This is a genomic window from Massilia sp. LXY-6 (genome assembly GCF_051233485.1).
Classification (GTDB): domain Bacteria; phylum Pseudomonadota; class Gammaproteobacteria; order Burkholderiales; family Burkholderiaceae_D; genus Telluria.
Map to the genome: position 1 here is coordinate 243,616 of NZ_JBKFGF010000009.1, position 21,169 is coordinate 264,784.

General features: G+C 63.6%; 9 protein-coding genes. 4 read left to right on the forward strand and 5 right to left on the reverse strand.

Annotated elements, in window-relative coordinates; all coding sequences use genetic code 11:
* Positions 1–119: 119 nt before the first annotated feature.
* The 3 genes from glnE to map all read left to right on the forward strand — a co-directional run bounded on the left by glnE (position 120) and on the right by map (position 7,204).
* Positions 120–2,870, forward strand: coding sequence for a bifunctional [glutamate--ammonia ligase]-adenylyl-L-tyrosine phosphorylase/[glutamate--ammonia-ligase] adenylyltransferase (gene glnE / locus ACI48D_RS05475; protein WP_435570197.1), 2,751 nt, complete (start codon positions 120–122; stop codon positions 2,868–2,870).
* A gap of 457 nt (positions 2,871–3,327) precedes the next feature.
* Positions 3,328–6,330 carry a TonB-dependent receptor plug domain-containing protein gene (locus ACI48D_RS05480; RefSeq protein ID WP_435570198.1) on the forward strand — a complete coding sequence of 1,001 codons (3,003 nt, stop codon included), beginning with the start codon at positions 3,328–3,330 and terminating at the stop codon, positions 6,328–6,330.
* Between the two features lie 106 nt (positions 6,331–6,436).
* Entirely contained in the window at positions 6,437–7,204 is a 768-nt protein-coding gene (map, locus tag ACI48D_RS05485; RefSeq protein WP_435570199.1) for a type I methionyl aminopeptidase, read from the forward strand.
* Positions 7,205–7,282: 78 nt separating this feature from the next.
* Here map and ACI48D_RS05490 read toward each other — a convergent pair whose 3' ends face one another.
* The 3 genes from ACI48D_RS05490 to tkt all read right to left on the reverse strand — a co-directional run bounded on the left by ACI48D_RS05490 (position 7,283) and on the right by tkt (position 13,406).
* Positions 7,283–9,976, reverse strand: coding sequence for a TonB-dependent receptor plug domain-containing protein (locus ACI48D_RS05490; protein WP_435570200.1), 2,694 nt, complete (start codon positions 9,974–9,976; stop codon positions 7,283–7,285).
* 357 nt (positions 9,977–10,333) lie between these two features.
* Positions 10,334–11,347, reverse strand: coding sequence for a type I glyceraldehyde-3-phosphate dehydrogenase (gene gap, locus ACI48D_RS05495; protein WP_435570201.1), 1,014 nt, complete (start codon positions 11,345–11,347; stop codon positions 10,334–10,336).
* 64 nt (positions 11,348–11,411) lie between these two features.
* Positions 11,412–13,406, reverse strand: coding sequence for a transketolase (gene tkt, locus ACI48D_RS05500; protein ID WP_435570202.1), 1,995 nt, complete (start codon positions 13,404–13,406; stop codon positions 11,412–11,414).
* A gap of 122 nt (positions 13,407–13,528) precedes the next feature.
* Between tkt and ACI48D_RS05505 the strand changes: the two genes are divergently transcribed.
* Positions 13,529–14,251, forward strand: a complete 723-nt coding sequence (locus ACI48D_RS05505) for a 16S rRNA (uracil(1498)-N(3))-methyltransferase (protein ID WP_435570203.1) — start codon at positions 13,529–13,531, stop codon at positions 14,249–14,251.
* Positions 14,252–14,322: 71 nt separating this feature from the next.
* On the opposite strand, the gene ACI48D_RS05510 is transcribed toward ACI48D_RS05505, so the two are convergent.
* Both ACI48D_RS05510 and ACI48D_RS05515 read right to left on the reverse strand, forming a co-directional pair.
* On the reverse strand, positions 14,323–17,286 hold the full coding sequence (locus ACI48D_RS05510; protein ID WP_435570204.1) for a TonB-dependent receptor: 2,964 nt from the start codon (positions 17,284–17,286) through the stop codon (positions 14,323–14,325).
* A gap of 646 nt (positions 17,287–17,932) precedes the next feature.
* Positions 17,933–20,989, reverse strand: coding sequence for a TonB-dependent receptor (locus ACI48D_RS05515; protein ID WP_435570205.1), 3,057 nt, complete (start codon positions 20,987–20,989; stop codon positions 17,933–17,935).
* Positions 20,990–21,169: the final 180 nt, after the last annotated feature.

The window sequence follows — 21,169 nt, forward strand, 5'->3', positions numbered from 1 at the left end:
AGCGCTTGCAACAATCGCGGCGTCTACCTTACCATCACGCTGACCCAGGGCAGCATGGCGGGCAATTTTACCGCATAGCACGCCTCCCGGAACGTACAAAACTCGTCTGGATTTGCCCTATGAATTCCCCTGCAAGCGCGTCACGCTTTTATCAACGCTGGCTCGGCGCCGACGCCGCGCGGGCCGGACGGCTTGCCCCCCTGGCTGAATTATCGCTGTCCTCCCTCGATTTCGGCGCAGCACTGGAGGCTGAGGCGCGCCACGGTCCGAATGGAAACAGGCTGCCGCTGGGGCGGGCCATGCGCCGGCTGCGCAATCTCTTGATTTGCGCCATTATCGAGCGCGACCTCGACGGCCGCGCCGATCTCGACGAGGTCGTCACGGCGATGAGCCGCTTCGCCGACTTCGCCGTGCAATCCCACCTTGCCGAATTGATGGCCGAGATGACGGCCATCCACGGCGTCCCGATCGGTGCCGAATCCGGCCGGCCCCAGCAGATGATGGTGCTGGCGATGGGCAAGCACGGCGGCGGCGAGCTGAACGTATCGTCCGACATCGACCTGATCTTCGTGTATCCGGAAGACGGCGAGACCCAGGCCGGGGCCGGCCAGCGCCCGCTGTCGAACCACGAATTCTTTATCCGCCTGGGAAAGAAGCTGATTGCCGCGATCTCGGAAATCACGGAGGATGGCTTCACTTTCCGGGTCGACATGGCGCTGCGCCCAAACGGCAAGTCGGGGCCGCTGGCGGCCAGCCTGAACATGGTCGAGGACTACCTGATCGTCCAGGGCCGCGAATGGGAACGCTATGCCTGGGTCAAGGCGCGCGCGGTCACCGGCGACCCGCTCGACATCGCGGCGCTGGACGCCATCGTGCGGCCGTTCGTGTTCCGGCGCTACCTCGACTTCGGCGTGATCGACGCGATCCGCACCATGCACGCCCAGATCCGCGCCGAGGTCAACCGCCAGGAGCGCCTGCACCCGGAACGCAGCCAGAACGTCAAGCTGGGGCGCGGCGGGATCCGCGAGATCGAGTTCCTGGCCCAGGTATTCCAGCTGATCCGCGGCGGACGCGACCCGGCGCTGCGCGAACGCTCGACCCGCAAGACGCTGCGCCTGCTGGCCGAGCGCGAGCTGCTGCCGCTCGAGGCCGTCGAGCGCCTGCTGCAAGCCTATACCTTCCTGCGCAACCTGGAACACCGGCTGCAATACCTCGAGGACGCGCAGACCCATACCCTGCCCGTCTCGCCCGAGGACCGGCTGACGGTGGCGCGCATGATGGGCCTGCCGGACGAAGCCACGCTGCTGGCGCGCCTGGACGAGCAGCGCAGCTTCGTGGCGGCCCAGTTCGACGCCATCTTTGCCGACAAATCGGCGGACCAGGGGGGCGATGGGGCCGACCCGGCCGCCGCGGCCGGCGCCGCCATGAGCGACCCGGAGAACGTCGGGGCGATCGCCCAGCACCTGGCCACGCTCGGCTTCGACCGGCCGGAAGAAGCCGCCACGCGCCTGGTCGCCACCTGGCAGGCGCCGCGTCTGCAGACCCTGCCGGATGCCAGCCGCAACCGCCTGGCGGCGCTGGTCAACACGGCCTTGCAGCAGATCGCCGCCATCGTGCGCGAAGCTGGCCTGGGCAGCCATGCCGCCACCCTCGGGCGCCTGCTCGACTTCTTCGAGGCGATCGCGCGCCGCTCGGCCTACCTGTCGCTGCTGACCGAATACCCGCACACGCTGGAACGCGTGATCCGCATGATCAACGCCAGCGGCTGGGCCGCCACCTTCCTGACCCAGCACCCGATCCTGCTCGACGAATTGCTGGACGACCGCGGCCGCGGCAACGGCGCCGACGAGCTGCCCGCACTGGCCGCCAGCCTGGCCGGCCAGCTCGACGTCGCCGCTGGCGACACCGAGCGCCAGCTCGACATCCTGCGCGAAGCCCACCACGCCCAGCTGTTCCGCCTGCTGGCGCTGGACCTGGCCGGCGAGCTCTCGGTCGAGCGCCTGGCCGACCACCTGTCGGCCCTGGCCGACCTGATCGTGGCCGAAGTGGTCAAGCGTGCCTGGCTCACCATCGCCAAACGCCACCGCGAAGTGCCGCGCTTTGCCGTGATCGCCTACGGCAAGCTGGGCGGCAAGGAACTGGGCTACGTGTCCGACCTGGACGTCATTTTCCTGTTCGACGACGACGACCAGGATGCACCGGGCAACTATGCCAAGCTGGCCCAGCGCTTCATCACCTGGATGACCACGCATACTCCGGCCGGCATCCTGTTCGACATCGACACCGCCCTGCGCCCGGACGGCGCCAGCGGCATGCTGGTGTCGTCGGTGTCCGCCTTCGAGCGCTACCAGCGCAGCTCGGCCTGGATCTGGGAGCACCAGGCCCTCACGCGGGCCCGCTTCTGCGCCGGCGATGCCGCCATCGGCGCGCGCTTCGAGGCCATCCGCGAGGAGGTGCTGCGCCAGGACAGGAGCTTGCGCGAGGCGGAGCTGCGCGACGAAGTCGTCAAGATGCGCAAGCGCATGCACGCCGCCCACCCCGGCCGCAGCGGCAGTTTCGACCTGAAGCAGGACGATGGCGGCATGATCGACATCGAATTCATCGTCCAGTACCTGGTTCTGCGGCACGCCTTCCGGCATCCGCGCCTCACCGCGAATGCCGGCAACATCGCCCTGCTGCGCCTGTGCGGCGAGCTCGGCCTGATCGATCCCACGCTGGCGAAAGGCGCGGCAGACGCCTACCGGGTCATGCGCCGCCTGCAGCACCAGGTGCGCCTGCAAGGCCAGGAAAATGCCCGCGTCGACCCTGCCCTCGTGGCCGCGCATGCCGACGTGGTGGTGCGCCTGTGGCACGCCTGCTTCGACGATTGAGTCCCTTCGCGGCCGCCGCTCGGCGGCCGTTAACATCCCCGCAAGACAAAAAGACAAGCTAGACCGTTGCGCAAAAGTGACAAGGAGCTAATAAAAACTAGCTTCTTGGTCACTTTTTATTGTGTCTTCTTTGCAAATTGAAACGTCGATGACACACTGCACAGGCTGCTTTTCGCCCATGCAGAAACAATTCCAGGTTGTAATTTACTCAAAAGGCGCATTTACGAAGGTCACCTTGAAACCCTTCGAAAAGAATGTTTGTAATTACGCGTATTAACAACACGCATAGACATTCTTCAGGAAACGTTGACAGCTAGCCATTTTAAGTGATTTTATTGCAATCTTGGAAGATATGTACGGGGTACATTGTTCCTAAATAAGTCGCATCAGCGACGGCGTTTCTCGCGTCCGGATTGTGCCCAGTCCGGCGTGCCCTAACCCTAGGAGTTTTGCAATCATGATGGAAAAAGTCTTATCCCGGTCTATCCGCTTGATCTGCCTGGGCGGCGTTGCCCTCGGCGTGCAGGCGGCTTACGCACAGGAAATGCAGACGCAGCAAGGACAGAATCAGAGTGGCGCTGCCCAGCAACAGGCAGCCGCAGCCACCCAGACCCAGCCGTCGACCACGATCCAGCGTGTGGAAGTGACCGGTTCGCGCATTGCCTCGCCGAACGCAGATTCGCCGTCGCCCCTGCAGGTACTGTCCGCAGCCGACATCGCCGCCTCCGGCGCCACCAACCTGCAGCAGGTGCTGCTGGAAAACCCGACCATGGGCTCGCCGGCGATCAGCCGTACCAACTCGGCATTCCAGACCGCCAGCGTGGGCGTCGCCACCGTCGACCTGCGCAACCTGGGCACCTCGCGTACCCTGGTGCTGGTCAACGGCCGCCGCTTCGTTTCGGGTATCCCGGGCGAATCCGCAGTCGACCTGAACTCCATTCCGACCGACTTCATCGAGCGCGTCGAACTCCTGACCGGCGGCGCATCGGCAGCCTACGGCTCGGACGCCGTGGCCGGTGTGGTTAACATCATCACCAAGCGCAACTTCAACGGCCTGATGCTCGACGCCCAGGCCGGCCAGAGCTACAAGCAGGATGACCAGAAGCGCAAGTTCTCGGCAACTTTCGGCACCAGCAACGACGACGGCTTCCTGATGGGCCACCTGGGCTACTCGCGCCAGGGCCAGGTGTGGTCGCGCGACCGCGAAGCCTCGGCAGTCGACCAGTTCTCGAAAATGGCGGGTGTCACCGGCGACCCAGCCGATGCATTCGTTGCGGTCCGTCCGTTCTACTCGAGCTTTGCGCCGCAGGGCCGTTTCTTCTACAACAACTCCCCGACCGGCGCCAAATCCGGCAGCTACACCTACGACAAGAGCGGCAACCCGATTCCGTTCTCGACCAACGGTAGCGCAACCGTGCCGGCCAGCGGTTTCAACCGTTCGGAGTACCGTTCGATCGCCGTGCCGGTCGAGCGCTACCTGTTCGCCGCCAACGGCGAACTGAAGATCAATGAGAAGACCCGTGCGTTCATGGAAGGCACCTATGCCTCCAGCCACGTCTCGACCAGCATCGAGCCGTATCCGCTGTCTTCGACCGACATTTTCAAGGCAAGCGGCGGCCAGGTGCCGGCCGAGTCGCGCGTCAACGGCGCCATCGTGCGCAACCCGCTGGTCCCGCAGTACCTGTACGACCGCATCACCGACACCGATGGCGACGGCCTGCGTGACTACAACTTCACCCGCCGCTTGGCCGAAGTCGGCTCCCGCGGCAGCACCGCCGACCGCGACACCTTCCGCTTCGTGACCGGCATCAAGGGCGAATTCGACGCCTGGAAAAACTGGAACTACGAAGTGTACGGCGCTTATGGCCAGACCAAGGAAGCCCAGCAGTCGACCGGCCAGGTTAACGTCCTGAACTTCGCCAACGCACTGCAGGCGGTGCCGGGCGCCAACGGCGGCCCCCCGGTCTGCGCCAGCGCCAACGCTGTTGCCCAGGGTTGCGTGCCGATCAACGTGTTCGGCTATAACACGATTTCGCCGGAAGCCCTGAAATATGTGACCGCACCGGGCTCGCTGCTGACCCGCACCACCCAGAAACTGGTGGGCGGCCAGATCAACAGCGAAGTCTGGGATCTGCCGGCCGGCCCCCTCGGCGTGGCGGCAGGCTTCGAATGGCGCAAGGAATTCTCGAGCGCCGTCCCCGACGCCCTCACCCAGTCCGGCCTGAACGCCGGCAACGCGACCCCGCCGACCTCGGGCGAGTTCAGCGTCAAGGAAGTGTTCCTGGAAACCCGCGTGCCGATCCTGAAGGACGTGCCGTTCGCGAAGTCGCTGAGCTTCCTGGGCGCCTTCCGCCATGGCGATTACTCGTCGGTGGGCAGCACCAACAGCTGGAACGCCGGCTTCGAATGGTCGCTGATCGATGACCTGAAGTTCCGCGGCACCCGTTCGCTGTCGACCCGCGCGCCGAACATCAACGAGCTGTACCAGGCGCCGAGCCAGGACTTCCCGTCCGGCTTGAACGACCCCTGCCTGGGCGTGACCGCGACCTCGACCACCGCGTACTCGGCACTGTGCCGTGCCGCACCGGGCGTGAACGCGAACATCGCCGCCAACGGCAAGTTCACCCTGAACCAGGCCGACATCCAGGGCGTCAGCGGCTACAACCGCGGCAACCCGAACCTGGGCGCGGAAAAAGGCCGCTCGAGCACCATCGGCGTGGTCTGGACCCCGCGTTCGATCGCACCGCTGAAGCGTTTCACCTTCACGGCTGACTACTTCAACATCAAGATCGCCGACGCCATCGTCAGCACGCCTCGCCAGTTCACGCTGGAAAGCTGCTACAACGGCACCAACCCGACCTTCTGCCAGTTCATCACCCGCCGTCCGACGGGCAGCGGCCAGAACAGCGCAGGCTCGCTGCAGTACATCGACACCGCCGTGTCGAACAGCGGCGGCCTCGCGACCGAAGGCGTGGACTTGACCGCGTCCTGGAACGACCGCGTCGGTCCCGGCCGTCTGTCGACCAAGCTGGCCTACACCTACGTGAAACAGGGCTACACCGTTCCGCTGCCGGGCGCCGACCGCGATCCGTTCGCGGGCGAGATTGGCGCGCCGAAGAACAAGGCATTGTTCGACATCGGCTACAAGTGGAATCAGCTGAGTGTCAGCGCGACCATGACCTACATCGGCCGTTCGGCGCTGGACGACCAGTTCCTGTCCGGTTTCGACCTGGCCCCGGGCTCGCTGAAAGTCGGTTCGCGTACCTACACCGACCTGCAGGCGACCTACTCGGTGGTGAAGTCGACCGAGCTGTACTTCGGCCTGAACAACGCGTTCAACACCAAGGCGCCGCCGATCATCAGCGGCCTGCCGGGCGACAGCACCGGTACCGAAACCGCCGCCGGCACCTACGACCCGATCGGCCGCCGCTGGTACGCAGGCGTGCGCGTGAAGCTCTGATCGTTCCCTGTCGGGATCTGAAAACGCCGGTTCGCCCGGCGTTTTTTTATTCGCGGTTATCATAGGGGCATGCCGGCGCAAGGTCCGGCGATCACACTATATATACATGGTCATCAAACTCAAGAACGACAAGGACATCGCCAAGATGCGCGTCGCCGGCCGCCTGGCCGCCGAGGTGCTGGAGATGATTTCCGAATACGTGGCGCCCGGCGTCTCCACCGAGGAACTCGACAGGCGCTGCAACGAATACATCCGCAAGGTGCAGAAGGCGACCCCGGCCAACGTCGGCTACCACGGTTTCCCGAAAACCCTGTGCACCTCGGTGAACGGGGTGGTCTGTCACGGCATCCCGAGCGAGAAGGATGTCCTGAAGGACGGCGACATCATCAACATCGACGTCACCGTGATCAAGGACGGCTGGCACGGCGACACCAGCCGCATGTACTTCGCCGGCACGCCGTCGCCGGAAGCGAAGCGCCTGGTCGACATCACCTTCGACGCGATGATGGCCGGGATCCGCGTCGTCAAGCCCGGCGCGCGCCTGGGCGACGTCGGCCATGCGATCCAGACCCTGGCCGAGAAGGCCGGCTATTCGGTGGTGCGCGAATACTGCGGTCACGGCATCGGCCGCGTCTACCACGAAGACCCGCAGGTGCTGCACTACGGCCGCCCGAACACCGGCCTGCTGCTGAAGGAAGGCATGACCTTCACCGTCGAGCCGATGCTGAACGCGGGCGAGGCCGACGTCGACCAGCTCGACGACGGCTGGACCGTGGTCACGGCCGACAACTCCCTGTCGGCGCAGTGGGAACACATGATCGCGGTGACCAGGGATGGCTTCGAGATCCTGACGCCCTGGCCGAAGAAAAAATAGGCCGAAAAAGCCGGCCGAAAAAAAAGCCCACCGGTGCGTGTGAACCGGTGGGCTTTTTAGTCAAGGCAAGTCAAACGCTCAGAACGCGTATTCCGCAGTGGCCTTGATCTGACGCGGACGCAGCGCGTAACCGCCGCGCAGGTCGATCGGCGCAGCATCGTTGAATGCGTTGCGGATGTTCAGCGCCAGGCGCAGGTTGCGGAACCCGGTGTACGAGAAGTTCAGGTCGGTACGCAGCGAAGCGCGCTGGAAGCACGGCAGGTCGTCGGTCGGCTTGATGCGTGCCTGGCAGCCGGCGACGTTCCACGTTGCCTGGTCGGTCTCGTCGAAGTTCAGTGCCATGGCCGAAGTGCGGTTGACCCGGATCGTCGAGGCCCAGTCGCCCTTCTTCCAGGTGGCGCTCAGGACCGACACCAGTTTCGGGGTGCCGCGGTTGCCCACGGTGTTCGGACGATAATCGTTGGCATCGATGTCCCACTGCTTCCAGCTCAGGGCGACGGTGGTCTTCAGGCCCAGGATCAGCGAACCGTTGCTGCCCATGTTGAAGCGCGAGTTGACATCGATGTCCACACCCGAGCTTTCGGTCTTGCCGAAGTTCTCGTAATTCAGCAGCAGCGACTGGATGTTACCGCTGGTGAAGGCCAGGTTGGCGCCAGGCTTGAGCTGGTTCGCGCGGTCGGCCAGGCGGGTATCCTGTTCGCTCACCGCGTTACGTGCGATCAGGTCCTTGTAGCCGGCATTGTCTTCACGCGCCAGCACGTAGTTGATGTCGCGGTAAGCGATCTCGTCGCGGCGCTCGATTTTCCAGTAGTCCACCGAAGCGTTGACGTTCCTGATCGGCTCCAGCACGAAGCCCAGGGTCAGGCTGCGCGAGGTTTCCGGTTTCAGGTTCTTGTTGGACGAGATCATCGCCGGCACCGAGGTCAGGCAGCCCGAGTTGTAGGCCACGGTGGCGTCGGAGACGTCGTTGGCGTTACCGGTCTTCAGGATGTCGCGGATCTTGGTGGCGGTGTCGCAGCGCTTCGGGTCAAGGGTGCTGTTGAAGAAGCCGGTCAGGCCGACCTTGCCCAGGGTTTCCGGAATGTTCGGTGCGCGGAAGCCGCCGGCGAAGGTACCGCGCAGCAGCAGTTGCGGCACCACCTGGTACTTCAGGCCGACTTTCGGCGACACGTGCGAGTCGAAGCCCTGGTTCTTGTCGACGCGTACCGCGGCATCGGCTTCGATCGTCTTGGTGATCGGCGCGATCAGCTCGCCGTACAGGGCGCCCATGTTGCGCTCGCCGTCGATCCACAGCGAGCCGCGGCCGATGATGCGGGCCTCGACCACGTTGTCGGTCGAGCGGATGAACATGCTCTCGTGACGGTATTCGCCGCCCACGGCGAAGCTCAGCGGGCCGCCCGGCAGACGCAGGCCGGTTTCGCCGCTGATCTTGGCGTCGACCCAGTCCTGCGACAGCTTGGCGTTGGTGCCGATTTCCGGGAACATGCGGTCCAGCAGCGCTTGCGGGTTCGGGCCGCCGATCTTGTACTCGCCGCTCGACACCGCCGCCGGCATCGCATCGCGGTCGGCGCCGCGGTCGCGCGACTTGGCGTCGCCACCGACGCGGCCGGCTGCCGCTTGCCAGTCCCAGCCATTGGCCAGAGTGCCTTCCAGGCCCGCCATCACGCGGTACTGGGTCGCCTTGGACGGGCTCTGCCACATGTCCAGGTTATCCATGAAGCGGTAGTCGATACCGACCGGATACGGGAACGGGTTGGCCGGGTTGCCGACTGCCAGCTTGGGCTTCGGCACCGACTGCGAGGTCTTGGTATTGCCGTCGAACCAGTTGCTGGCCGAACCAGCCGCGTTGGCGTACGGCAGTGTCTGGTAGGTGGTCTTTGTGCTCGAGTACGCCACTTCCGCGAAGGCGGTGGTGGTGCTCGACACCTTGAAGCGCCCCTGGCTGAACAGGTTCACGCGCTGGGCCGGGTCGGAATACTGGTTGAGGCCGTTGATGTTACTGGTGCACAGGCCGCCGGCATTCAGCTGGCTCGCCGGGCAGGTCGCGACCGGCTGGCGGATCGCCGGGTGGGTCGAGGACTTTGCTTCGTTCAGGTTGCCCGGGAAGGAATACACGCTCGGGTCGCCGAATGCCGGGCTGACGTACTTGCGGTGCCACGGCGCGTAATACGGCTGCACGTCGGCCAGCATGTAGCCGAAACGGCGGTAGCCTTCGACGGTGGCGTACACATTGTAGCCGTCGCGGTCGAAGTTACCCTTGCCGGCGGTGATCGCGGCGGTGTTCTCGCCGCCCAGGTGCATGCCTTGCGGGCGGGTGACTTCGGCGGTCGCGCGCACGCCTTCGAAGGTGGAACGGGTGATGATGTTGATGACGCCGGCCATGGCGTCGGAACCGTAGACTGCCGATGCGCCGTCCGCCAGGATCTCGATACGCTCGATGGCATCGGCCGGGATCGTGTCGACGTTGACGAAGGTTTCCTTGCCGCCGTCCGCGAACGCATAGTTCGAGACGCGGCGGCCGTTCACCAGCACCAGGGTCGCGGCCTTGCCCAGGCCGTGGATCGAGGCGCCCGATGCGCCGCGTGCGAAACTGGTCGAGCTGCCATTGTCGCGCAGCGTGCCGGTGTCGAAATTGGTCAGGGTGTCGAGGACCCCGCGCACCGTGCTCGCGCCGGTCTGCTTGATCTCTTCACGGCGCAGAATCTGCACCGGCGATGCGGTTTCGCTGTCGGTACGCTTGATGTTGGAGCCCGTGACGACCACGCGCTGCATCTGTGAATTGTCTCCGTTACCGTTACCACCTTCACTGCCACCACTTACAGTCTGGGCGAACGTGATCGACGTTCCCCCGAGTGCAACCGCGACGGCGATCACACTACGTTTCAGCATGAGTTGCTTGTTCAAGATTTCCCTCGGCTTGTAATTGTTATGTGCATTGCATGTACGCACAGCCAGAGTGTCGCCGAGAGGAAAGATTTTTTGTAGTGGTTTTTTTGCCGTTTGTAAAAAACTGTAGCGGTCGTTGTATTTCTGAAACAGCTTCTTGTCAATTCACTTTAGCATTCACAAAAAACAACACCCCTGGACCGGTTTCCCGATCCAGGGGTGTCGTTCAGGCCGAGACGGCGATTACTTCGCGTTCATCAGCGCCACGGTGGTGTCCAGCATGCGGTTGCTGAAGCCCCACTCGTTGTCGTACCACGACGACACCTTCACCAGGCGGCCCGACACCTTCGTCAGGGTTGCGTCGAAGTTCGACGAGGCCGGATTGTGGTTGAAGTCGACCGACACCAGCGGCTCGGTGTTGTAGGTCAGGATGCCCTTCAGCGCGCCTTCGTCGGCGGCTTTCTTCATGATCGCGTTGATCTCTTCCACCGTGGTGTCGCGCTTGGCGATGAAGGACAGGTCGACGATCGAGACGTTGATGGTCGGCACGCGGATCGCGTAGCCGTCCAGCTTGCCGTTCAGCTCCGGCAGTACCAGGCCGACCGCGGCGGCCGCGCCGGTCTTGGTCGGGATCATCGACTGGGTGGCCGAACGGGCGCGGCGCAGGTCTTCGTGCATCACGTCGGTCAGCACCTGGTCGTTGGTGTAGGCGTGCACGGTGGTCATCAGGCCGGTTTCCAGGCCGATCGCGTCGTGCAGCGGCTTGACCAGCGGGGCCAGGCAGTTGGTGGTGCACGAAGCGTTCGAGATCACGGTATCGGTCGACTTCAGCACGTCCTGGTTGACGCCGAAGACGATGGTGGCGTCGACGTCCTTGCCGCCCGGTGCCGAGATGATGACCTTCTTGGCGCCGCCCTTCAGGTGGGCCGATGCCTTTTCCTTGGTGGTGAAGAAGCCGGTGCACTCCAGCACCACGTCCACGCCCAGCTCACCCCACGGGATTTCGGCCGGGTTACGCTGCGCGAACACGCGGATCTGGTCGCCGTTGACGATCATGGTGTCGCCCTCGACCACGACGGTGCCCGGGAACTTGCCGTGGGTGGTGTCGTAGCGGGTCAGGTGGGCGTTGTGCTCGGCGTTGCCGAGGTCGTTGATCGCCACGATCTGGATGTCCTGCTTCTTGCCGCCTTCATAGAAAGCGCGCAGCACGTTGCGGCCGATGCGGCCATAGCCGTTGATTGCTACCTTGATCGTCATTGTCTACTCCTGATTGAAAAAAATCTTATCGTCGAAGCATAGCGCAAAAAGCTTGCCCGAATGATCACGCCAGTACGGACTTGACCTTGCCGACCACGTTCTCCACGGTGAAGCCGAAGTGCTTGAACAGCACCGGCGCCGGCGCCGATTCGCCGAAGCTGTCGATGCCGACCACCGCGCCTTCCAGGCCGACGTACTTGTACCAGAAGTCGGTCACGCCGGCTTCGATCGCCACACGCGGGATACCCTTGCCCAGCACTTGCGCCTTGTAGCCCGCTTCCTGGCGCTCGAACACGTCGGTCGACGGCATCGAGACCACCCGCACGGCGATGCCCTGGCCGGCCAGCGTGGCGGCGGCATTCATCGCCAGTTCGACTTCGGAACCGGTGGCGATCAGCACGGCACGCGGGTTGGCTGCATCGCGCAGGATGTAGCCGCCCTTGGCGATGTTAGCGACGGTGGATGCGTCACGCTCCATGTACGGCAGGTTCTGGCGCGAGAAGATCAGGGTCGACGGACCGTCCTTGCGCTTGACGGCTTCGCCCCAGGCCACGATCGACTCGGTGGTGTCGCACGGACGCCAGTTGTCCAGGCCCGGGATCAGGCGCAGCGAGGACACGTGTTCGACCGACTGGTGGGTCGGGCCGTCTTCGCCCAGGCCGATCGAGTCGTGGGTGAACACGAACAGCGAACGGATCTTCATCAGCGCGGCCATGCGCAATGCATTACGGCTGTAGTCAGAGAAGGTGAGAAAAGTAGCGCCGAACGGGATGTAGCCGCCGTGCAGGGCGATACCGTTCATCATGGCGGCCATGCCGAATTCGCGCACGCCGTAGTTGATGTGGTTACCCGGGGTGCCGGACCGCACCGGGACCGATTCCTTCCAGTTGGTCAGGTTCGAGCCGGTCAGGTCGGCCGAGCCGCCCAGGAATTCCGGCAGCACCGGTGCCAGGGCCTGGATCGCGTTCTGGCTGGCCTTGCGGGTGGCGATGGTCTCTTTCTTGTCCACGGTCGCGGCGATGGCGGCGGCCAGGGTTTCCTCGAACTTGCCCGGCAGCTCGCCCTTCATGCGGCGCTCGAATTCGGCGGCCAGCTCCGGGAATTGCGCGCGGTAGCCGTCGAACAGCTGGTTCCATTGCGCTTCGGTTTCGGCGCCCTTCTGCTTCTGGTCCCAGGCTTCATACACAGGAGCCGGGATGTCGAACGGGATCGCATCCCACAGCAGGTGCTCGCGCACCGCCGCGATTTCCTTGTCGCCCAGCGCGGCGCCGTGCACCTTGTCGCCGCCCTGCAGGTTCGGCGAACCCTTGCCGATGATGGTCTTGCAGCAGATCAGGGTCGGACGGTCCGAGGTCTTCGCCTCGGCGATCGCGGCATCCACCGCTGCGACGCTATGGCCATCAACGGCCGGGATCACGTTCCAGCCGTAGGCTTCGAAACGCTTCGGGGTGTCGTCGGTGAACCAGCCTTCGACCTTGCCGTCGATCGAGATGCCGTTGTCGTCGTACAGCCAGATCAGCTTGTTCAGACGCAGGGTGCCGGCCAGCGACGCCACTTCGTGCGAGATGCCTTCCATCAGGCAGCCGTCGCCGACAAAGGCGTAGGTGTGGTGGTCGACGATGTCGAAGCCCGGACGGTTGAATTCCTGCGACAGCAGCCACTCGGCCAGCGCCATGCCGACCGAGTTGGCGATGCCCTGGCCCAGCGGGCCGGTGGTGGTTTCCACGCCCGGCGTGATGTGGACTTCCGGGTGGCCCGGGGTCTTCGAATGCAGCTGGCGGAAGTTGCGCAGGTCGTCCATCGACAGGTCGTAGCCCGACAGGTGCAGCAGCGCGTAGTGCAGCATCGAACCGTGGCCGTTCGAGAGCAGGAAGCGGTCGCGGTTCATCCAGCCCGGATTGGCCGGATTATGGCGATAGTGACCGTCCCACAGCGCAACGGCGATCTCGGCCATGCCCATCGGCATGCCCGGGTGGCCGGAATTGGCTTTCTGGACGGCGTCCATCGCCAGCGCGCGGATCGCGTTGGCCATCAGGGTGGTGGTTTGCAGAGGTTTCATGGGTGTGGTGAGTCTGAGGATTGAAAGCGGTGGCGCACAAGCTGGTTTTAACCGGGTATTTTACCAGAGCGTTGCGCCGACGCTTTAAAATGCCGGTCTGCCCTATTCACGAATTGCCATCCATGCCACGTTTCTATTGTCCCCAGCCGCTCGTCGCGGGCGCCATCGTCGACCTGCCGGAAGCGGTCGCCCACCACCTGCACGTCGTGCGCCAGCAGGCCGGCGACGAACTGGTGCTGTTCAACGGCGAAGGCGGCCAGGCGCGCGCGCGCCTGCGCGAGATTGCCAAGCGGCGCGCCAGCGCGGAAGTCCTCGCCGTGGAGGACATCGACGTCGAACTCCCCTGGTCCGTCACGCTGGCCCAGGGCCTGCCCGAGGGCAGTAATAAAATGGACTGGATCGTCGAGAAGGCGGTCGAACTGGGCGTCACGGCGATCCAGCCGCTGGCGGCGGCGCGCTCGGTGGTGAAGCTGTCGGGCGAGCGTGCGGACAAGCGCCAGGCGCATTGGGAAGGTGTGATCGTGGCGGCGTCCGAGCAGTGCGGGCGCAACCGGCTGGCGCGCCTCGGGCCCTTGCAGGACTTCGGACGGTATATCGCGCAGCCGGACGACAGCGTGCGTATCCTGCTGTCGCCGCGCGCGACGCAATCGCTGGCCGGCTGGGCGCGCGCCACGCCGGCGCGGGCGGTCACGCTGATGATCGGGCCGGAAGGCGGTTTCAGCGCCGAGGAAGAAGAAACAGCGCTGGCGCGCGGCGCGCTGGCGCTGTCGATGGGGCCGCGCGTGCTGCGTACAGAGACCGCCGGGCTGGCGGCGCTGGCGACCCTGAACGCCGCCTGGGAATAAAAAAACCCACGCCGAAGCGTGGGCCTGGCTGATCCCGCCGCGCTGGCGGCGGGATCAAGCGTCAAGTCCGATTACTTGAACTTGATGTTGTACTCGGCGGTGAACTTCATCGAGCGCGGCGCGGTGAAGTAGGTCGGCATCTCGTACGTGGCGACACGTGCGAGGTCCGAGTTGTACGCCTCGTTGACCTTCTGGATGGTCTGGCTGTTGAACACATTGTAGATGTCCATGCGCAGCGACAGGCCGTCGACCATCTTCGGCTTGTAGACCAGGTTCAGGTCCATGGTCTTTTCCCATCCCAGGCGGCCGACGCTGCCACGCGGCGAGAACACGTTTTCTTCGCCCGTTGCACCGAAGCAGTAGTGCGCCGCCGAATCGTAGTTCGGCCCGCGCGATTCCGGATCGGCGCCGAAGCAGGAACGCGGACGGCCCGACGACAGCAGCAGGTTGGCGCCGACGGTCAGCTCAGGCGTGACGTCGTAGAAACCGAAGGCCTTGATCTGGTGCGTGCGGTCGTTCGGCAGCAGGCCGTTGGCGCCATACATCAGCTCCGGATAGTCCCAGGTCTGGGTTGCCGCCACGTCGCCCTGGGCGCTCGCGGTATCCGACAGCGTCTGGCCTTCGGTGTTGCCCTTGTTGCGCGACAGGGTGTAGTTCACCTTGGCGTACCAGCCGTTGCGGTACGGGTGCTCCAGGAAGAAGTCCAGCGCCGCGTAGGTACGCTTCGGCTGGTCGAAGCCCAGTTCCGCCGCGGTCAGGTGCACCTTGGTGTGGCTGCCGTTGCCGGCGTAGTCGACCATGAAGTCGTTGTCGCGGCCCGGGTTGAAGGTGGCGCAGTTGAAGCCGCCCCAGTTCGTGGTGTCGATGTTGTTACGCTCGGCGTAGGCTTCGAACGGGCGGGAATCGCACAGGTCGTCGATGGTCGACTTCAGCTTGCGGTAGGTGAACTTGGCGCCGAAGTTCAGGTCCCGGCTCCATGCGCGTTCCATGCCGACGGTGAGCTCGTCCTGGTACGCCGGCTTCATGTTCTGCGCGGCGACCGTCAGCGGATCCTTGGCCTGGCCGTATTCGTTGTTGTTCGACATCGGCGCGGTCAGCTGGGTCGTGCCGGTCGGCAGGCCGTTGGCGTCGGTGCCGGTGTAGGTGTAGTACTGGAAGGTGTACTTCGAGCCGTTGGCGCCACGCAGTGCGACCAGGGTCGGGATCTGGATGGTGTAGCGGCCCAGGCTACCGAAGACCTTGAACGACGAATCGCCGTTCACGTCCCACGACGCGTTCAGGCGCGGCGCGAGCTGGTTCTTCATCTCGATGTACTTGGTACCGTCCTGGTTGGCGTTGTAGAAGCCTTCGCGGCGTACGCCCAGGGTCACCAGCACGTCCTTGGTCGCCTGCCAGCGGTCTTCCAGGTATTGGGCATCCTGGCCGGCGAAGGCGTTCGAATAGGTCTGGTAAATGATGTTGCGGACGTAGTAACCCTGCGCAGCGATGCCGCCATAGCTGTTCAGCGGGGCCGGCAGGACGCCGCCCGACACCGTCAGGGGCGTCGTCACGTTCGAGTTACGCTGGTATTGCCAGAGGCTGCCGCCCGCATAACCTTCGCCGGCATTCACCGACTTCGCCGTGTTGTTGTCCAGGCCGGCACGCAGGGTGTGCTTGCCCAGCTTGTATTCCAGGTCCAGGCGCTTCGAGGTGAAGTCGTCGGTCGCGCCGCTCAGCGGAATCGTGCCGCTGACCTTCTGGCCGGCGGTATAGCTGAAGCCGGGGTAGCGGTTGGCCGCCGCGGCCGATACCTGTCCCAGTTTCGGATCGTAGCCGGTCGGCTGGTAGATGTGTTCCGACTTCATCTTGCCGTACAGCGCATTGATCGTCAGGTCGTCGGTGATGTTGCCCACATAGCGCAGGCTGTTCATCTTGCCGCCGTTCGCGTTTGCCGGGCCGAGTTCCTGGTGGATCGACGAGGTGACGGTCGAGCCGACGGCGCCGGTCCCGTAGTTGTACGAGCGGTAGCTGTAGTCGGTCTGCGGCAGGTCGCCGATGGAGGTGAGCTCCAGGCGATGGTTGTCGTTGATGTTCCAGTCCAGCTTGCCGTAGTAGCGCTTGGTCGTGGTTTCGGCATCGCGCCAGCCGCTGTTGGCCAGCGTGGTCGACACGGTGCTGCCGACGACCTGGTGCGCGTCGGACTTGGTCTGCTCCAGCGCGACGAAGCCGAACAGGGTGTCCTTGATCAGCGGACCGCCGACGTAGGCCGAGTACTGCTTCTGCGAAGCTTCGTTTTGCGAGCGGCGCAGATACAGGGTGTTGTCGGTTTCCGGGAACGCGCCGGTGTTTGCATAGTATTCGTCGCGGTACTTGGCGCGGGTCGAGGCCGGGGTAATCGAGGCCATGGCACCGGCTTCCCAGGTGTTGGTGCCTGACTTGGTGGTGATGTTGACCACGCCGCCGGTCGAACGGCCGAATTCGACGCCGAAACCGCCGGTCAGGATCTGCGCCTGGGCGATTGCGCCGAACGGCAGTTCCATCGCGCCCAGCTGGGTCAGCGGGTTGGTCACGACCATGCCGTTGATGTAGTAGGCATTTTCCGATGCGGCGCCGCCGGCGAAACTTGCGCCAGCCGCGTAGCTCGGGTCGCCCCGGGTGGTGTTCGGGGCCAGTTGCACGATCGATTCGACGTTGCGGCCGATCGGCAGTTTTTCCAGTTCGCGTGCGGTGAAGGTGGCGCCGTTGACCGAGCTCGACACGTCAAGGCGGGCACGACGGCCGCTCACCTGCACGGTCTGCACCGCGCCGGTCGAGAAGCCCGCTTCGACGCCCTGGCCTGCCAGGACTTCGAGCTGGGTCGTGCCGACCACGTTACCGCCCTTCACCAGGGTGGCGGTATAGGTGCCGATCGGCATACTGGTGACACGGAAGTTGCCGGCGGCATCGACGGCGGTCGCACGGCTCGCGTTCGTGCCATTGTTCTTCAGTACGACGGTGTCTCCACTGCCAGCCGCAACTTTACCGAACACCGAACCCGACGCGTTCGATTGCGCCATTGCCGGCTCGACCACGCCTATGGTCAGCGCCGCTCCTCCAAATGCCAACGCCAAAGCATGGACTAATACGGTTTTCTTCAACATGTGGTTCCTCTATTTTCGATTCCGGCAGTCTTGTAGACTGCCCTGTTTTAAATCACTTACCCACCCATCTTGTATTGACAGGTGTATTTATCTCATTCATGATTAAGTGCCGATGGCCTCATCAAGAAAAGATAAAGTATTGCGATAAAAACACACCTATTCTTGAGGTGTCAATTTCCCATATGTATCAGCCATGCTCTTGCTGAGACGGATTTTTTGCACCCTTATGGTGCAAATCACACATCAATCTATGTTGCGACGCAATATGCTGTCTGCATAAAATGCTTTGAGCGAATAAAGTTCTTGCCGCATTCCGTCCATATCGCTGGAGTTAGCAAGAATTACACATTTCTTTATCTGCTTGCCTCTTGCTCGCGATGCAACAAATTAGTGCGTCCGCCCTCTTCCTCTAGCCTGTCCGGATAAGGCTCACCGCAAATAAACGAGGCAGGCATGGGAAACTCGCGCCCGAATTATGTTGGTATGGCACAACAGTATTCGAACAAATAAAAAAACCCGCAGGCGAACCTGCGGGTTGTCGATCTGCCGAACCTGAGTTCGATCAGAACTTGTGGTTGTACTCCACCGAGAAGCGGACCGAACGCGGCGCGGTGTAGCTGATCACCTGACCGTAGGTCGGGCTGACGTCCGTGGTGCTGCTGACGTTATAGGTTTCGTCGTAAACCTGGACGGTCTGGCGGTTGGTCACGTTGAACACGTCGATCTTGAATGCCAGGTCCTTCAGCGCTGCCGGGCGGTATGCCAGGTTCATGTCCAGGCGGATATCCCACGGCAGTTTGCCGTAGCTGCCGCGCGGAGCGTCCTTGCCATTGCAGTAGAAGAACACCGAACCGTAGTCGGCTTCCGGCGGAACATTCGGGTTCCAGCCGAAGCAGCTGCGCGGACGGCCCGACGCTGCCAGGAAGTTGCCGCCGAGGGTGAATTCCGGCGTCACGTCATAGAAGCCGAAGGCCTTGACCTGGTGGGTACGATCGTTCGGCAGCAGGCCGTAGGAGTTGACCATCAGCTCCGGGTTATCCCAGGTCGAGGTGGCGGCCACGTCGGTCTGCGCATTGTCCGACTTGGTCTGGCCTTCGGTATTGCCCTTGCTGCGCGACCAGGTGTAGCTCACGCGGCCGTACCAACCGTTGCGGTACGGGTGCTCGGCGAACAGGTCGACCGCGGCATAGGTACGCTTCGGCTTGTCGAAGCCCATCTCCTTGGCGGTGAACGTCACCTTGGTGTAGTTCGAACGCGTACCGGCATAGTCGACCAGGAAGGTCGAGTCCTTGCCCGGGTTGAAGCTGGCGCAGCTGAAACCGCTATAGTTGTCGGTGTTGATGTTATGCGAAGCGGCATAGGCATCGAACAGGCGCGGGTCGCAGTAGTCGTCGATGGTCTGCTTCAGCGTGCGGTAGGTAACGCGCGCACCGACGGTCAGGTCCGGCGTCCAGGCCTTCTCGAAACCGAGGGTTGCCTCGTCCTGGTAGGTCGCCTTGATGTCGCGGGCGGTGACGGTGTTCGGATCCTTTGCCTGGCCCAGCTCGTTGTTCACCGAGTAGACGCCCGAGATCGGGTTCAGGCCGGTAGGCTGGCCGTACTGGTCGGTGCCGGTGTAAGTGAAGGCCTGGCGGGTCAGGGTCGAACGGCTGGCGCCGCGCACTGCCAGGTGGGTCGGGATCTGCAGCGCGTAGCGGCCGGCGGTACCGTAGACCTTCAGCGACGAATCGCCGTTCACGTCCCAGCTGGCGGCGAAGCGCGGCGAAATCAGGCTCTTGACTTCGAGGAAGGTCTCACCATCTCCGTTGATGTTCTTGAAGCCTTCGTTACGCAGGCCCAGGGTCAGCAGCAGGTTCTTGGTGGCCTGCCAGCGGTCTTCGATGTACTGCGCGTCCTGCTTCGAGCCGGCGTCGGTCACCGAATTGAACAGGCGCTTGCTCACGTAGTAGCCCTGGGTACCCAGGCCGCCGCCGCTGGCGGTGGTGGCGCGGGTCGGGCCGAAGGCCAGCGGGTTATTCGGGTTGGAAGTCTTGGCATACACCCAGATACCGCCGCCGCCGTAGGTCTGGCCGATCTTGCTCGATTCCAGTTCGTTGTTGTCCAGGCCGGCACGGATGGTGTGGTCGCCCAGCTTGTACTCCACGTCCAGACGCTTGGACTTGATCTTGCTCAGCGATTCAGGGCTGTCCACGCTGCCCGACAGCACCTGCGGGCTGAAGTAATTCAGGCCCGGCGCCCGTGCATTGCTCGGCGCGCTGACCTGGAAGATGTTGGCCGGAGCGTTGCCGACCTGGTCGTAGCTCGACGATACCGGCGTGCGGCTCTCGCCGGCCAGCGCGGTCAGGGTCAGGTTGTCGGTCAGGTTGCCGGTGTAGCGGAAGATCGATACTTCGGCACCGACGGACGGCGAGAAGTTCTCGTTGTTCTTGTAGTGCTGGGACGCGGTCTGGGCGCCGATGATGCCGGGGCTGGTGGCGGTCGGGTAGGTGTAGCCGTACAGCTGGCGGTTTTCGCGGCCGACGTCGCCGATGAAGGTCGCTTCCAGGCGGTGGTTGTCGTTGATGTTCCAGTCGAACTTGCCGACGTAGCGGTCGGTCTTGTCCTGGGTCTTCTCGAAGCCGGTCGCGGCCAGCGAGGACGAGGTGCGGATGCCGTTCACGCGATCCTGGTAGGCCCTGCGCTGCTCGAGGGCGACGAAGGCGAACAGGGTGTCCTTGATCAGCGGGCCGCCGAGGGTTGCCGAGTACAGGTACTCATTACGGTGCAGATTGTCGCGCTGCAGGTACAGGGTACCGTCGGTTGCCGCGTTCTCTTTTGCGCCGGTGTTCGGGTAGTAGCGGTTCTTCGGGGTCGAACGCAGGCGGTCCGGGGTGAACTGGGCGCTGGCGCCGATTTCCCAGTTGTTGGTACCGCTCTTGGTGGTGATGTTGACCACGCCACCCACGGAACGGCCGAATTCGGCGCCGAAGCCGCCGGTCAGCACCTGCGCCTGGGCGATCGCGCCGAACGGCAGTTCGGAGGCGCCCAGCTGGGTCACCGGGTTGGTGACCGGGAAACCGTTGATGTAGTACGAGTTTTCCGACGGCGCACCGCCGCCGAACGAAGCGCCGCCCGTATAGCGCGGGTCGGCGCGGGTGGTGTTCGGTGCCAGCTGGATGATCGCCGCCACGTTCTGCGTGGTCGGCAGCTTGGCGAGTTCCTTGGCGGTGAACACGGCGCCGTTGTTGGTATTCGACACGTCGATACGATTACGGCGGCCGCTCACCTGCACGGTCTGCACGTTGTTCGAGACGAAAGACGCGTCGACACCCTGGCCGATCAGGACATCGACTTCCATGGTGTTGGCAACCGCACCGTTACGCACGAGCTCGACACGGTAGTGGCCCGGCGGCATCGCGGTAGCGAAGTAGCGGCCGCTCGGTTCCGGGGTGACCGACCGGCGGAAGCCGGTCTCGGTGTTCACCAGGTTCAGCGTTGCGCCCGCCGGCGAGTCGATCCGTCCAACGATGTTACCCGAGGCGTTCGACTGCGCCATTGCGGGCTCCATCACGCCAACGGTCAACGCCGCGCCGGCGAATGCCAGCGTCAAGGCGTGTACTAATACGGTTTTCTTGAGCATGTGATTTCCTATTTTGGTATTTCAGCCGTTCTCTCTACGGCCGCATGACTGCGTGCTGAATCACTTCTTGTTACCAAGACCACTGACTTTCCTTTTCCTGAACAGGCGAAGTCCTATCCTTGTTGCCAAAGGATATGTAGGCACATAAAAACATGGCGATTCTGCAAGTGTCAATCTCCG